This window comes from Streptomyces sp. SID8352, assembly GCF_009862265.1.
GTDB lineage: Bacteria > Actinomycetota > Actinomycetes > Streptomycetales > Streptomycetaceae > Streptomyces.
Genome location: NZ_WWGX01000056.1, coordinates 21,007 through 34,680, shown reverse-complemented (window position 1 = coordinate 34,680; position 13,674 = coordinate 21,007). Strand labels below are relative to the sequence as shown.

Below are 13,674 nucleotides of genomic sequence, written 5' to 3'. Positions count from 1 at the left end.
GACCCGGAAGGGCCCGGCCGGCGGCCGGGCCCTTCGTCACGTCCGGCGCACGGACCCGGACCGCCGGGACCCGCGCCCGCCGCCCGGCCGCTTGGGCCGTGACCGCCGGGGACCGCGCCCGCGGCACGGGGCCGCGAGCACGCCACGGGGCCACGGCACGGGGCCGCGACCGCGGTCAGGACCGCCACCGCGGTACGGCGGTGACCCGCGTACGGGCAGCCGCACGTGCGGGCTCAGGCGGAGGGCGGGTTGCCCGTGGAGACGTTGAACAGGATCTCCGGCATCTTCTCGGGGTCCACGTCGGTGCCCGGGGCGGGGAACTGCTCGCGGATCGAGCCCTCGCCGTAGGTGTTCTCGTCGACGGACACCGTCTTCATCGTCCAGCCGGCGGCGTTGAAGCACTCCTTGACCGACTTGATGTACTTGAACGTGAAGTCCGGGAGCCTGATCTTGTCGGGGTCGTTGTACGACTCCTGCGGCTCCGTGCACTCGTCGGTGTCGATGGTCTTCGTCGTGTCCGGCCCCCGGTACCCGCTCGCCTTCGTCGGCGTGGATGAGGCGCCGGCCGTGGCGCGGCCGGCCTCGGGGTCGTCCTTCTTGCCGTTGTTGTTCATCAGGAGGGCGCCGATCAGGGCGCCGACCGCGATCACGGCGACCGCGACGGAGCCGATGATCACGCGCTTGCCGCCCCGGCCGCCGCCCCGGGGGCCGGACGGCGGCTCGGCGGCCGTGGTGTAGGGCGGGGGCGTCGGGACGCCCTGCGCCGGCGCGTACGCCGCGGGGCCGGGCGCCGGGTAGCCGCCGTGCTGCGGGTAGCCGTAGGAGGGCGTGGGCGCCGGGCCGCCGTACGGGCCCGGCGCGGGCGTCGGCTGGTAGGGCGTCCGGACGGGTCCCGCGGGCGCCGCGGCCGTCCCGTCGACCGGCGGGAACACCGCGGAGCCGACCCCGGCGCCGCTCGACGTGGGCGCGCCGGGGACGATGCTGGGCGGGGCGGCCCGGAAGGACGCGGCCACCCGCAGGCACTCGTCGCGCATCGCCTCGGCGCTGGGGAAGCGCTCGTTGGGGTTCTTCTTCAGCGCGCGGGCGACCAGCGCGTCGACCGCCGGGGGCAGCGCCCGGTTGACGGAGGACGGAGCCACCGGCTCCTCCTGCACGTGCGCGTACGCGATGGCCAGCGGTGAGTCGGCGTCGAACGGCAGCCGCCCGGTGACGAGCTGGAAGAGCATGATGCCGACCGAGTACAGGTCGGAGCGGGCGTCCACACCGCGGCCGAGGGCCTGCTCGGGCGAGAGGTACTGCGGGGTGCCGACGACCATGCCGGTCTGGGTCATGGAGGTCACGCCGGACTGCATGGCGCGGGCGATGCCGAAGTCCATCACCTTGACCACACCGCGCTTGGTGATCATCACGTTGCCCGGCTTGATGTCCCGGTGGACCAGGCCCATCTCGTGGCTGATCTCCAGGGCGGCCAGCACGTCGGCGGTGACCCCGAGGGCCTGGTCGGCGGGCATCGCGCCCTGCCGCCGCACGGCCTCGTCGAGCACCGAGCCGAGCGGCCGGCCCTCGACGTACTCCATGACGATGTACGGCGTGGTCATGCCGTCCAGATCGTCCTCGCCGGTGTCGAAGACCGAGACGATGTTGGTGTGCGTGAGCTTCGCCACGGCCTGGGCCTCGCGGCGGAAGCGCTCGCGGAACGCCGGTTCGCGGCCGAGTTCGGTGTGCAGGGTCTTGATGGCCACCTGGCGGTCCAGGACCGAGTCGTACGCGAGGTGCACCGAGGCCATGCCGCCCTCGCCGAGCAAGTCGCGGAGCTGGTAGCGGGTGCCCGCGAAGGTGCGCCCCGCGTACCGGCCCTGTCCGGCGTCCTGACTCATCTCAGCGTCCCCCATCGGCGCCGGCGCCGATGCGGCGGCGGCCCGCGCGACTGTTGATCGAAAGTGTCATTCCCGGCCAAGTCTGCCGCAGGCCACTGACACGTCAAGCGCGGTGCCCGTTCCGTGACCGTACGCGAAAGAAGCGTCGCGGAAGCGTTACAGCCGCGGCGGGAACCCCGCGCGCGATTTGCGCGGCGGTGCGCGGCCGGGGTTTCATGACCGGTCCGTCTCGTACCGGTTCCGGGCGGTCGTCCCGCACCGGAGGCTCGCGGGAAGGCTGTAGCGTGGCCGACGGAGACCGTGACAACACCGCGCGCACCGCGGGCAGAAACGACGGCGAGGACTGATGGCACAGCAGCAGCGCGCCCCGGGCCCGTCCGATCCCGAGGCCACCGGCGGCGGTATGTCTGACGCGCCGGAGAGCTGGGGGAACGGCGGACTGGTCGGCGACGGCCGGTACCGGCTGACCCGCAGGCTCGGGCGGGGCGGTATGGCCGAGGTGTTCGCCGCCGAGGACGTGCGCCTGGGGCGCACCGTGGCGGTCAAGCTGCTGCGCGCCGACCTCGCCGAGGACCCCGTCTCCAAGGCCCGCTTCACGCGTGAGGCCCAGTCGGTGGCCGGGCTCAACCACCACGCCATCGTCGCGGTCTACGACTCCGGCGAGGACATGGCCGGCGGCCAGTCCGTGCCGTACATCGTGATGGAGATCGTCGAGGGGCGGACCATCCGCGACCTCCTCATCAACGCCGAAGCCCCGGGCCCCGAGCAGGCGTTGATCATCGTCTCCGGTGTGCTGGAGGCGCTCGCCTACTCGCACCAGCACGGCATCGTGCACCGCGACATCAAGCCCGCCAACGTCATCATCACGGACAACGGCGCGGTCAAGGTGATGGACTTCGGCATCGCCCGTGCCCTGCACGGCGCGTCCACGACCATGACGCAGACCGGCATGGTCATGGGCACCCCCCAGTACCTCTCCCCGGAGCAGGCGCTCGGCAAGGCCGTCGACCACCGCTCCGACCTGTACGCCACGGGCTGCCTGCTGTACGAACTGCTCGCGCTGCGCCCCCCGTTCACCGGGGAGACCCCGCTGTCGGTGGTCTACCAGCACGTCCAGGACATCCCGACGCCGCCGTCCGAGGTGTCCGACGCGGTCCCGCCGGAGCTGGACGGGCTGGTGATGCGCTCGCTGGCCAAGGAGCCCGACGACCGCTTCCAGACCGCCGAGGAGATGCGCGGGCTGATCCAGTACGCCCTGCAGATGCTCTACGAGCAGGGCGGCCACACCGGCACCTGGAACACCGGCCCGGTGCTGTCCCACGACGGCCGGCACACCCCGGCGGGCGGCATGGCGGGCACCACGGTCCTGCCGCACGCCGACCACGGCCAGGGCACCACGCAGATCCCGCAGCCGATCCTGCCGGGCGGCTACGGCGGCGGTGACGACGGCGGCTTCGAGGGGCACGGCAACAAGGGCAGCGGCCGGGGCAAGCTCTGGATCCTGGCCGCCCTCGCGGTGGTCGCCGTGGTCGCGGGCGTCGCGCTGGCGCTGAACGGCAAGGAAACGGGCGGCGGCGGGGGGACGAAGACCACCCAGTCCCCCACGGCCACCGAGACCACCGAGAAGGAACGGCCCAGCGAGACGCCGACCGACCAGGAGACCCGGGAGACCACCGGGCCGGGCACCGGCACCGACCGGGGCAACGGCAGCTCCGGCGGCGGCTGGACGCAGCCGTCCTACACCCCCTCGTACACGCCGACGCAGCCCTCGACCGGTGGTGAGCCCACGGGCGATCCGACGGACGACGAGACCACCCAGGTCCCGCCGCCCGAGGAGACGCAGGGCGGCGGCGGTACCACCCCCGGCGACGGCGAGACACCGGGCGGCGGCGGCGAGGCCACGGGCGGCGGCGGGGGCGAGACGCCCGGCACCGGCGGCAGCGGCGGCGGCGGTGTCGAGACGCCGGGCGGCGGGGAGATCGACCTCCCCTGAGCCCGTCGGCTGACCCGGCGCGCTCCGTGCCGGGTCAGCCCGCGAAGGCCCCGCACACCGCCTCGTACTCCCGGGTCCACCACACGACCAGCGCCGAGGCGGCCGGGAACTGCGGGTCGGCGCGGGTGTCGCCGCGCTCGTAGTGCCAGCGCAGCATCCAGAAGTCGTTGAGCCGCTCCCACCACACGCGGTGCACGGCCGCGGCGAGCTGCTCGGGCGTGGCGTCGGCGGCCCGCCGGTAGGCGCTCGCGTAGGCCCGCACCCGCGGCAGGTCCAGGGTGCCCATCGGCCGGACGAAGAAGATCGCGGCGGCGCGCACGGCCTCCTCGGCCCGGGGCCGCACGCCCAGACGGTCCCAGTCGACGATCGCGGCGGGGGAGTCGCCCCGGTAGAGCACGTTGAAGGGATGGAAGTCCCCGTGCACCCAGCCGGCCGCCCCGCCGTGCGGCGGGCGGCGTCCCGCGTGCCGTTCCAGCAGCGCGCGGCGCTCCAGGAGCCGGTGGCGGGCCAGGGCGTCGAAGGGGTCGGCCGGGCTGTGGCCGCGGACCCGGGCGAGCAGGTCGTCGATGAGGGCGAAGGTGTCGGCGGGGTCGGCGGTCTCGGCGGGCGCGGGACCCGAGGCGCTGCTGCCGGGGGCGGCGTGGGTGCGGGTGGGCGGCGGCATCACGCGCTCCAGCCCGGCGTGGACCGCGCCCAGCAGCGCGCCGAGCCGCCCGCACTGGTCGGGGGAGAGCTGCCCGCCGTGGCGGTGGCGGCCGTCGATCCAGGGGTGCAGGGCGTAGGCGTGGCCGCCGACGACGGCGACGGTGCGGCCCTCCCGGTCGGGCAGCGGCGGGGCGACCGGGACGCCGATCTCGGCGAGCCGCCGGGTGGCGCGGTGCTGGCGGACGATGGCCGCGGGGTCGGCGGTGCGGGGGTCGAAGTGGTGCTTGAGGAAGTACCGGCCGCGGGTCGTGCGCAGGCGGTAGCCGCGGTTCAGCAGCCCTTGGTCGACCGGCTCGCAGGCGAGCGCGGAACCGGCGGAGAACCGGCGGAGCAGGGCGCCCAGAGGGGGCGCGTGGGGCACGGGGGGTGGTACACATAAGCGCGGCACGCGGCAGATGCTAGGGCACGTGGAGCGCCCGTGAGCTGGGCGTTGTCACACGTGGTCACGTCCGATCGCAATGCGTCGCGGGGGCACCAGAGTGCCACCGGAAGCGGACTTTCGCCCCATGGGACACGGGAAACCACTCCCGTCACAGGGGCCACTACTCCCTCGACCACTCCTTCGCCGGGCCCCTCGCACCGTTCGCCGGCTCCCCCGGACGGCCCGCCCGGCCCCTCGAACGGCGGTACCGGCGGGCCCCGGAGCCGTCCCGGCGGTCCGCGCGGCACCGGGTCAGTACCGCCCGACTCCGCTCCGGTCTGTACCGTCCGCGCCCGCTCCGGTCCGCACCGTCCGCGCCCGGTCATCCGCGCCCGCCCCGCCCGCCCTTGCGCGGCACCGGACCGTACTGCCCGTCCCCGCTCAGGTCGGCCCCGCCACGCCCCGGCCGACTGTGTGGCCCGGAGACCTCAGCGGCGTTCCGCCCGGAGGCGGGCCACGAAGGCGGCGGCCTGCGAGCGGCGCTGCATCCCCAGCTTGGCGAGCAGGCCCGACACGTAGTTCTTGACGGTCTTCTCCGCTAGGTGCAGCCGCTCGCCGATCGCGCGGTTGGTCAGCCCCTCGCCGATCAGCTCCAGGACGCGCCGCTCCTGGTCGGTCAGGCGGGCGAGCCGGTCGTCGGCGCGGGGTCCGCCCGCCCGCAGCCGCTCCAGCGCCCGTGCCGTCGCCACCGGGTCCAGCAGCGAGCGCCCGGCGGCCACGTCCCGCACCGCGGCCAGCAGCTCGTCGCCCCGGACGTCCTTGAGGAGGTACCCGGAGGCCCCGGCCATGATCGCGTCGAACAGGGCCTCGTCGTCCGCGAAGGAGGTGAGCATCAGGCAGCGGACGCCGTCGTCCCGGGAACGGATCTCCCGGCAGACCTCGACCCCGCTGCCGTCCGGCAGGCGCACGTCCAGCACGGCGACGTCGGGGCGGGCGGCGGGGATCCGGGCCAGCGCGTCGGCGGCGGTGCCCGCCTCGCCGACCACCTCGAGGTCGGCCTCGCCGGAGAGCAGTTCGCGCACACCCCGCCGGACCACCTCGTGGTCGTCCAGGAGAAAAACCCGGACTTTTCCGTCGTCGCGCACGCGCCCAGTCTCACACACCGACTCTTCCCGTGCCCGGGGTGGCCGGGATAACGTGCCGTTGTTCCGGCCCCCTGCGAGGCTGTGACCAGTGGCTGTTCCGGATTTCGCGGATTTACTTGGATACCCAAGTAAAAATGCAGGTCAGGAGGGGTTTCACAGAAATGTGGCGCACTGGGTAACGTGCCTTGTGCAGGACGCTCGCCGGGGCACCTGTCACGCCTGTGTCCGACGGACCGCACCCACCCCGTGCGCCGCGGGGCACAGGTGAGCCGCACTGGCAACCCGGCGAACCCGGGGGCCGGACCGACGGAGGAGCACACGTGACCGTGGAGAGCACTGCCGCGCGCAAGCCGCGACGCAGCGCCGGAAGCAAGGCCGGCACCACCACCGGCACCAAGCGCACCACACGCACCACCGCCCGGAAGGGGTCCGAGACACAGCTCGTGCAGCTGCTGACTCCCGAGGGCGAGCGCGTCCAGGACGCCGCGCACGCCGAGTTCGCCCAGTACGTCGAGGACATCACCCCCGACGAGCTGCGCGGCCTCTACCGTGACATGGTGCTCACCCGGCGCTTCGACGCCGAGGCCACCGCCCTGCAGCGCCAGGGCGAGCTGGGCCTGTGGGCCTCCCTGCTGGGGCAGGAGGCCGCCCAGATCGGCTCCGGACGCGCCACCCGGGAGGACGACTACGTCTTCCCGACCTACCGCGAGCACGGCGTCGCCTGGTGCCGCGGGGTGGACCCGACCAATCTCCTCGGCATGTTCCGCGGTGTGAACAACGGCGGATGGGACCCGAACGGCAACAACTTCCACCTGTACACGATCGTCATCGGCTCGCAGGCGCTGCACGCCACCGGCTACGCCATGGGCATCACCAAGGACGGCGCCGACTCGGCCGTGATCGCCTACTTCGGCGACGGCGCCTCCAGCCAGGGCGACGTCAGCGAGGCGTTCAACTTCGCCGCGGTCTACAACGCCCCCGTGGTGTTCTTCTGCCAGAACAACCAGTGGGCCATCTCCGAGTCCAACGAGAAGCAGACCCGGGTGCCGCTCTACCAGCGCGCCCAGGGCTTCGGCTTCCCCGGAGTGCGGGTGGACGGCAACGACGTGCTGGCCTCCCTCGCGGTCACCCGCTGGGCCCTGGAGCGCGCCCGGCGCGGTGAGGGCCCGGCCCTCATCGAGGCGTTCACCTACCGCATGGGCGCCCACACCACCTCCGACGACCCCACCCGCTACCGCCACGACGACGAGCGGGTGGCCTGGGAGGCCAAGGACCCGATCCTGCGCCTGCGCCGCTACCTGGAGTCCTCCGGCCACGCGGACGAGGCGTTCTTCGGGGAACTGGAGAGCGAGAGCGAGACGTTGGGCAAGCGGGTGCGCGAAGTGGTCCGTGCCATGCCCGACCCGGACCGTTTCGCCATCTTCGAGAACGCGTACGCGGACGGGCACGCGCTCGTCGACGAGGAGCGGGCCCAGTTCGCCGCCTACCAGGCGTCGTTCGCGGATGCCGAGGGGGTCTGACCATGACGACGGAAAAGATGGCGCTGGCCAAGGCGATCAACGAGTCGCTGCGCAGAGCGCTGGACGCCGACCCCAAGGTCCTGATCATGGGCGAGGACGTCGGCAAGCTCGGGGGCGTCTTCCGGGTCACCGACGGGCTGCAGAAGGACTTCGGCGAGGACCGGGTCATCGACACCCCGCTGGCCGAGTCCGGCATCGTCGGCACCGCCATCGGCCTGGCCCTGCGCGGCTACCGGCCGGTGGTGGAGATCCAGTTCGACGGCTTCGTCTTCCCGGCCTACGACCAGATCGTCACCCAGCTCGCCAAGATGCACGCCCGGTCGCTGGGCAAGGTCAGGCTGCCGGTCGTCATCCGCATCCCCTACGGCGGCGGCATCGGCGCGGTCGAGCACCACTCCGAGTCCCCCGAGGCGCTGTTCGCGCACGTGGCGGGCCTGAAGGTGGTCAGCCCCTCCAACGCGTCGGACGCGTACTGGATGATGCAGCAGGCCGTCGCCAGCGACGACCCGGTGATCTACTTCGAGCCCAAGCGGCGCTACTGGGACAAGGCCGAGGTCGACCGGGACGCCGTCCCGGGCCCGCTGCACACCGCCCGGGTGGTGCGCGAGGGCACGGACCTCACGCTGGCCGCCTACGGTCCGATGGTGAAGCTCTGCCAGGAGGTCGCCGCCGCGGCGGCCGAGGAGGGCCGCTCCCTGGAGGTCGTCGACCTGCGGTCGGTCTCGCCGATCGACTTCGACACGATCCAGGCGTCGGTGGAGAAGACCCGGCGGCTGGTCGTGGTCCACGAGGCGCCGGTGTTCTTCGGTTCGGGCGCGGAGATCGCCGCCCGCATCACCGAGCGCTCCTTCTACCACCTGGAGGCCCCGGTGCTCCGGGTCGGCGGCTACCACGCCCCGTACCCGCCGGCCCGCCTGGAGGAGGAGTACCTGCCGGACCTGGACCGGGTGCTGGACGCCGTCGACCGCTCGCTGGCGTACTGAGGAGGGGAGCGTGACGACGATGACGGACAGTTCCGTGCGTGAGTTCAAGATGCCCGACGTGGGCGAGGGCCTCACCGAGGCCGAGATCCTCAAGTGGTACGTCCAGCCCGGTGACACCGTCACCGACGGGCAGATCGTGTGCGAGGTCGAGACGGCCAAGGCCGCCGTCGAGCTGCCCATCCCGTACGACGGAGTGGTGCGCGAGCTGCACTTCCCCGAGGGCACCACGGTCGACGTGGGCACGTCGATCATCGCGGTGGCCGTCGGCGGCGCGGCGGACGCGGCCCCTGCGGCGCCCGCGGCCGAGGCACCCGCCGAGGCGGTACCCGCGGAGGAGGCGGAGGAGCCGAAGCCCGCGGCCCGCCAGCCGGTCCTGGTGGGGTACGGCGTGTCCACCGCCGCGACCCGGCGGCGCCCCCGCAAGAGCGCGGCGGCCCCGGCCGCGGCGGCCGTCCAGGCGGAGCTGAACGGCGGCGCCCCGGTGGCTCCCGCCGTGCCCGCGGCTCCGGCCGCGCCCGCCGCGGCCCCCGCCCCGGTCACCCGGGAACGGCCGCTGGCCAAGCCGCCGGTGCGCAAGCTGGCCAAGGACCTCGGCGTCGACCTCGCCTCCGTGGTGCCCTCCGGCCCGGACGGGATCATCACCCGCGAGGACGTGCACGCGGCGGCTGCCCCCGCCGCCGCCCCGGCCCCCGCCGCCCCCGCCGCCCCTGCCGCTCCCGCCGGACCGCCCCCCGTGGCCGCCGCCGCCCCGGCCGCGGCGTCCGTCGCGGAGCACGGCCCGGCGCGCGAGACCAGGGTGCCGGTCAAGGGCGTCCGCAAGGCCACGGCGGCGGCGATGGTCGGCTCGGCGTTCACGGCGCCGCACGTCACGGAGTTCGTGACGGTCGACGTGACCCGCACCATGAAGCTCGTCGAGGAGCTGAAGCAGGACAAGGAGTTCACCGGTCTGCGGGTCAACCCGCTGCTGCTGATCGCCAAGGCCCTGCTGGTGGCGATCCGCCGCAACCCGGAGGTCAACGCCTCCTGGGACGAGGCGGCGCAGGAGATCGTGGTCAAGCACTACGTGAACCTGGGCATCGCCGCGGCGACCCCGAGGGGTCTGATCGTCCCGAACATCAAGGACGCCCACACCAGGACCCTGCCCGAGCTGGCCGGGGCGCTGGGCGAGCTGGTCGCCACGGCCCGGGAGGGGCGGACGTCCCCGGCGGCCATGCAGGGCGGCACGGTGACCATCACCAACGTCGGCGTCTTCGGCGTCGACACGGGCACCCCGATCCTCAACCCGGGCGAGTCCGCGATCCTCGCGGTGGGCGCGATCAAGCTCCAGCCGTGGGTGCACAAGGGCAAGGTGAAGCCGCGCCGGGTGACCACGCTGGCGCTCAGCTTCGACCACCGCCTGGTCGACGGGGAACTGGGCTCCAAGGTCCTCGCGGACGTCGCGGCGGTCCTGGAGCAGCCGAAGCGTCTGCTCACCTGGGCCTGACCGGCGCCGGCGGCCCCGGAACGGCGAAGGAGCCGCGCCCCCCGTTCGGGGGCGCGGCTCCTTCGCCGTCACCGCACGGCCTTCCGGCCGGGCCCGTCCGCCCCGCGTCCGGGGCCCCTCGTCAGGACGCCCGGCGGGCGCGCAGCGTGTTGAGCAGGGCCGCGCCGCGCTCGGCGTCGTCGACGCTCACGGCGAAGTCCGTACGGCGTCCCCGGGGGCGTATCACCAGGCACTCGCCGGAGCGCAGCATCACCGTGGTGCCCAGGCCGCTGAGGCGGTAGCCCCAGCCGCCGACCTCGGAGGGGCGGCGGTCCTCCGCGCGGGCCGCCTCGATGTCGCCGGGCGCCCAGCGGCGGCGGGGCCAGGCGAGGGGGCCGAACGCCACCTCCAGGCCCCGTTCCGAGACCCGGGCCTGCACCGACGAGCACAGGGCGCAGGCCAGCGACGCCACCGCGCACCCGGCGAAGAGCGCCCAGAGGGTGTCGGCCCGCGCCAGACCGCCCGCCAGGGCCACCAGCGCGCCCAGCGCCACCGCCCCGGGGACGGCGGCCATGAGCCGCAGCCAGTGGTTGGAGGTGCGGGAGAACCAGACCAGCCGCCTGCCCTCGGGGACGTCCAGGGCCGGGGTGTCCTCCCCGGCGGGGGCGGCGTCGGCGGGCCGCCGGGTGGCGAGCAGCCAGCCGCCGGCTCCGGCGAGGGCGGCCAGCAGCAGGACGGCGAGGAGCCAGAGGCCGGGCTGGCGGGCGTCGTGCCAGTCGGCGCGGTCCAGGTTGGCCCGGACGGTCGCGGCCTGGGCGCCGGTCAGGATGACGGCGACCGGCACCAGGACGGCGAGCCGGGGCCGGGCCACGGCCGCCCGCGGCCGCCGGCCCGGCCGCGCCGCCCGGGCGGCGGGGACCGCGACCGCGACGGCCGTCACCAGCCAGACCAGCGCGGGCACGAGGGCGGCGGCCCAGAGCGGCAGCGAGCCGTCCGGGGTGCTCCCGGACAGCGTCCAGTGGGTGGCCAGCGGATCGGGCAGCCGTCCGCGCGCCGCGAGCGGGAGCCCGGCCAGCAGGGCCGCGACACCGGCGGTCCACACCCCCGCCGCCCAGCGGGCCGACGCCGGGCGACGGGCGGTCCCCCGGCCGTCGGTGCGGTCTTCGCTCATGGCAACCCCCTGATCATGTCGATGAGATCCGTCCTGCTGTAGCCCAGCCGGGCCGCCTCGGCGACCAGTTCGCGCACGCGGATCAGCACGGCGGAGCCCCGCCCCGCGTCCTCGGCGACGGTCACCCCCCGGCCCCGCCGGAAGTCGAGCAGGCCCTCGTCGCGCAGTTCGCGCAGGGCCCGCAGCACGGTGTTGACGTTGACGTCCATGGCCTCGGAGAGGTCGCGGGCCGACGGCAGCCGGTCGCCGGGGCGGCACTCACCCTCCGCGATGGCGCGCCGGACGGCGCCGGCGACCTGTTCGTGCAGGGGCCGGGTGTCGGTCTTGTCCAGACTCAGCAGCATGGTGCCAATGACACTATCACCATGCACTCCATTCGGGGCAGGGTGAAGTGCCGTGCGGGAGCGCGCGGCGAGGGCGGGAGGGGGCTCGGGCGAGGGCGCGGAGGCGGGCGCGGGGGAGCGCGGGACAGGAACGGACGCGGACACGGAGACGTGCGTGGGAACGGGTACGGGCGGGAGGTCCCGCGCGGGGGCCGCGGGCAGCGGAAAGGGCCCGTCGCGCGGTGGCGGCGGGCCCTCGGCGGTGCGGAGCGGGCGTCAGCCGAGCCGGGCGAAGCCGTAGTCCATCAGCTTGGCGGCGTCCTTGGTGCGCTGGGTCGACGAGGTCGAGGCCAGCACGGTGCCGATCACGGTCCTGCCCTTGCGGGTGGCCGCGAAGACCAGGCAGTAGCCGGCCTCCGGACCCGAACCGGTCTTCACACCGATCGCGCCGCTGTAGCTGCCGAGCAGCGTGTTGGTGTTGGTCCAGGGCGCCATGGTGCGGGTGCCGCCGGTCTTGGTGATCGTCTTGGCCGTGTACTTCTTGGTCTTGACGATCGTGCGGAACGTGGAGTTCTTCATCGCGCTGCCGGCCAGCTTGGTCAGGTCGCGCGGCGTCGAGTAGTTCTTGCCCTTGCCGATGCCGTCGAACGAGTCGAAGCTGGTGTTCTTCATGCCGAGGCTCTTGGCGGTGGTGTTCATCTTGCCGATGAAGGACTTCACCCGGGCCGCCCGCGTGCTGCCGGTGCCGAACTTGTCCGCCAGGGCGTAGGCGGCGTCGCAGCCGGAGGGCAGCATCAGGCCGTAGAGGAGCTGGCGGACCGTCACCTTGTCGCCGACGATGAGGCGGGCGGACGAGGCGTTGTTCTTGACGATGTAGTCGCTGTAGGCCATCTGGATCGTGACCTTGGCGTCCAGGTTCAGGTTCTTCTGTGCCAGGACGACCTTGGCGGTCATGATCTTCGTGGTGGAGCCCGTCGAGCGCCGCGTGTCGGCGGCCTTGCTGTACAGGCCCTTGCCGTTCGCGTCGTTCATCACGAAGCCGCCCTTGGCGGCGATCGACGGCGCGGCGGCGGCCTGCGCGGGAGCCGCGGAGAGGGCCCCGGTGGCGAGCACGGCGCCGGTGGTGACGACGACGGCGGTGGCGCGGCGGAAGCGGTTGCCCTGAATGCCGTTTATCAAGTGAGGTACCCCGATTGTAGTGAAATCCTCTGTGACGCGGTCGAGTTGTGGTCGTTCGGTACGGCGCGTCTGTGCGTCATGTGAATAGCACGAATGGAGTGGCGGGGGGAGCGGCGGGGGTCGGTTTCCCCTCAGAGGGTGGCAGTCCGCATGCCGGACGGCCGAACCGCTCGCATCCCTGTTGTATCTATCCTGTCGCCATGATTCCGGCCGTGAAACAGCCCCCCGCCGCCGACCGCGTCTACCAGTACGTCAAGCGCGGTGTCCTCGACCGCCGTTACGAGGGCGGCACGCTGCTCACCGAGGGCGAGCTGGCCGGGGCCGTCGGGGTCTCGCGCACCCCGGTGCGCGAGGCGCTGCTGCGACTGGAGGCGGAGGGGCTGCTGCGGCTCTACCCCAAGAAGGGCGCCCTGGTCCTGCCGGTCTCCGCACAGGAGATCGCGGACGTGGTGGAGACCCGGCTGCTGGTCGAGGCGCACGCGGCCCGCAAGGCCGTACCGGCCGCGCCGGAGCTGCTGGAGCGGCTGGCCGAGCTGCTGGAGCGGCAGCGGGAGCAGGCCGCCGCCGGGGACCTGGCCGCCGCCGCCGTCACCGACCGCTGCTTCCACGCCGAGATCGTCCGCAGCGGCGGCAACGAGATCCTGGCCCGCCTCTACGACCAGCTGCGCGACCGGCAGCTGCGGATGGGCGTCGCCGTGCTGCACTCCCACCCGGACCGGGTGGCCAAGACCCTCGCGGAGCACGGCGAGATCCTGGACGCGCTGCGCGCCGGTGACGCGGAGGCGGCCGTCGCCGCCGTCGGCCGGCACGTGGGCTGGTTCTCCCACCTGGCGCGGGGCGAGGTCCGGTGAGCGCCGCCGGGCTCCCCGCCCCCGCCCCCGGCGCCACCCCTCCCCCCGCCCCCGGCGCCGCCTCCGCGCTCCCGCGGGGCGGGCCGCCCGGCGGCGGGCGCGCG

The 13,674-nt window shown here is 74.1% G+C and carries 11 protein-coding genes; 5 read left to right on the top strand and 6 right to left on the bottom strand.

Annotated features, from left to right (window positions below; translation table 11 throughout):
- Positions 1-233 precede the first annotated feature (233 nt).
- Complete coding sequence (locus tag GTY84_RS18850) at positions 234-1,877, bottom strand: Stk1 family PASTA domain-containing Ser/Thr kinase (protein ID WP_161227465.1); 1,644 nt, start codon at positions 1,875-1,877, stop codon at positions 234-236.
- A 346-nt stretch (positions 1,878-2,223) separates the two neighbouring features.
- On the opposite strand from GTY84_RS18850, the gene GTY84_RS18845 reads away from it, so the two are divergent.
- Entirely contained in the window at positions 2,224-3,870 is a 1,647-nt protein-coding gene (locus GTY84_RS18845; RefSeq protein WP_161227464.1) for a protein kinase, read from the top strand.
- Between the two features lie 34 nt (positions 3,871-3,904).
- Here the strand turns inward: GTY84_RS18845 and GTY84_RS18840 are convergent, their stop codons facing one another.
- On the bottom strand, positions 3,905-4,936 hold the full coding sequence (locus GTY84_RS18840; protein WP_345943482.1) for a phosphotransferase: 1,032 nt from the start codon (positions 4,934-4,936) through the stop codon (positions 3,905-3,907).
- A 488-nt stretch (positions 4,937-5,424) separates the two neighbouring features.
- Positions 5,425-6,081, bottom strand: a complete 657-nt coding sequence (locus GTY84_RS18835) for a response regulator transcription factor (protein ID WP_161227462.1) — start codon at positions 6,079-6,081, stop codon at positions 5,425-5,427.
- Between the two features lie 320 nt (positions 6,082-6,401).
- Here GTY84_RS18835 and pdhA point away from each other — a divergent pair, with 320 nt between their 5' ends.
- The 3 genes from pdhA to GTY84_RS18820 are packed head-to-tail and all read left to right on the top strand — an operon-like array spanning position 6,402 to position 10,067.
- A complete protein-coding gene (pdhA, locus tag GTY84_RS18830; protein ID WP_161227461.1) occupies positions 6,402-7,601 on the top strand; it encodes a pyruvate dehydrogenase (acetyl-transferring) E1 component subunit alpha in 1,200 nt (399 codons plus the stop codon).
- A gap of 17 nt (positions 7,602-7,618) precedes the next feature.
- Positions 7,619-8,584 carry an alpha-ketoacid dehydrogenase subunit beta gene (locus GTY84_RS18825; RefSeq protein WP_161227486.1) on the top strand — a complete coding sequence of 322 codons (966 nt, stop codon included), beginning with the start codon at positions 7,619-7,621 and terminating at the stop codon, positions 8,582-8,584.
- Positions 8,585-8,603: 19 nt separating this feature from the next.
- Positions 8,604-10,067 (top strand): dihydrolipoamide acetyltransferase family protein, encoded by a 1,464-nt coding sequence (locus GTY84_RS18820; RefSeq protein WP_161227485.1) that lies wholly within the window; start codon positions 8,604-8,606, stop codon positions 10,065-10,067.
- Positions 10,068-10,188: 121 nt separating this feature from the next.
- Here GTY84_RS18820 and GTY84_RS18815 read toward each other — a convergent pair whose 3' ends face one another.
- From GTY84_RS18815 to GTY84_RS18805, 3 genes are all read right to left on the bottom strand, one after another.
- Positions 10,189-11,217 carry a DUF1648 domain-containing protein gene (locus GTY84_RS18815; RefSeq protein ID WP_161227460.1) on the bottom strand — a complete coding sequence of 343 codons (1,029 nt, stop codon included), beginning with the start codon at positions 11,215-11,217 and terminating at the stop codon, positions 10,189-10,191.
- A complete protein-coding gene (locus tag GTY84_RS18810; protein WP_161227459.1) occupies positions 11,214-11,561 on the bottom strand; it encodes a GntR family transcriptional regulator in 348 nt (115 codons plus the stop codon). Before GTY84_RS18810 ends, GTY84_RS18815 begins: the two co-directional genes overlap by 4 nt.
- Before the next feature lie 255 nt (positions 11,562-11,816).
- Complete coding sequence (locus tag GTY84_RS18805) at positions 11,817-12,719, bottom strand: D-alanyl-D-alanine carboxypeptidase (protein WP_161227458.1); 903 nt, start codon at positions 12,717-12,719, stop codon at positions 11,817-11,819.
- Between the two features lie 200 nt (positions 12,720-12,919).
- Between GTY84_RS18805 and GTY84_RS18800 the strand changes: the two genes are divergently transcribed.
- Entirely contained in the window at positions 12,920-13,570 is a 651-nt protein-coding gene (locus GTY84_RS18800) for a GntR family transcriptional regulator (RefSeq protein ID WP_161227457.1), read from the top strand.
- The last annotated feature ends 104 nt before the right edge of the window (positions 13,571-13,674 follow it).

Excerpts from the sequence above, each read along its gene's own strand:
- GTY84_RS18810 (WP_161227459.1), bottom strand. The coding sequence starts at position 11,561 with ATGCTGCTGAGTCTGGACAAGACCGACACCCGGCCCCTGCACGAACAG.
- GTY84_RS18820 (WP_161227485.1), top strand. The coding sequence starts at position 8,604 with ATGACGGACAGTTCCGTGCGTGAGTTCAAGATGCCCGACGTGGGCGAG.
- GTY84_RS18845 (WP_161227464.1), top strand. The coding sequence starts at position 2,224 with ATGGCACAGCAGCAGCGCGCCCCGGGCCCGTCCGATCCCGAGGCCACC.
- GTY84_RS18825 (WP_161227486.1), top strand. The coding sequence starts at position 7,619 with ATGGCGCTGGCCAAGGCGATCAACGAGTCGCTGCGCAGAGCGCTGGAC.
- GTY84_RS18850 (WP_161227465.1), bottom strand. The coding sequence starts at position 1,877 with ATGAGTCAGGACGCCGGACAGGGCCGGTACGCGGGGCGCACCTTCGCG.
- GTY84_RS18800 (WP_161227457.1), top strand. The coding sequence starts at position 12,920 with ATGATTCCGGCCGTGAAACAGCCCCCCGCCGCCGACCGCGTCTACCAG.
- GTY84_RS18815 (WP_161227460.1), bottom strand. The coding sequence starts at position 11,217 with ATGAGCGAAGACCGCACCGACGGCCGGGGGACCGCCCGTCGCCCGGCG.